The 597-nt window shown below is 42.4% G+C and carries 2 protein-coding genes; both read left to right on the top strand.

Annotated features, from left to right (window positions below; genetic code table 11):
• On the top strand, window positions 1–154 hold a 154-nt coding region (locus ACWPAB_RS15395), incomplete at its 5' end, for an LPXTG cell wall anchor domain-containing protein (protein WP_455692713.1).
• A gap of 2 nt (window positions 155–156) precedes the next feature.
• Window positions 157–597 (top strand): pilin N-terminal domain-containing protein (locus ACWPAB_RS15390; protein ID WP_455692712.1); only part of this gene is annotated, 441 nt, incomplete at its 3' end.

The raw sequence follows: 597 nt of genomic DNA, 5'->3' as shown, positions 1-597 counted from the left end.
TGTCCCCAAAAAAGTTCCAAAGAAAACACGTCAATTGTTGCCACAAACGGGTGATACAGTTGCAGCTTGGCTTTCAATGCTCGGGTTGATAATCTTCGCGACAGTACTTGCTTTTAACATAAAAAACCAAAAAATTAATAAGTGGGAGAGATAAGAATGAAAAAGACAATTGCCAAGAAAGTGCTGACATTAACCAGCACGATCCTAATGACATTACTGATGGTTCTCGGGTTTAATGGCACTCGGGTTCAAGCAGATACGAATGATACGACAAAACAAAACGTTGTCCTTACTAAATACGGGTTTGACAAAGATGTTACTGCCATTGATCGTGCGACTGATCAAATGTGGAATGGCAATGGTGCTAAGCCTTTACAAGGCGTTGATTTCACCATTTACAACGTGACAGCCAATTATTGGGCATCGCCTAAGGATTATAAAGGCGGTTTTGATAGTGCTTCGGTTGCCGCAACCGGTACGACTAATGACAAGGGGCAACTAACCCAAGCATTGCCAACCAAATCAAAAGATGCCAGCGGTAAGACTCGTGCTGCTGTCTATCTTTTCCATGAAACCAATCCGCGAGCTGGTTATAAT

This window comes from Lacticaseibacillus sp. 30 (assembly GCF_053819265.1).
The sequence above is the reverse complement of the archived record's forward strand: the minus strand, read 5'-3'. Positions and strand labels throughout refer to the sequence as shown.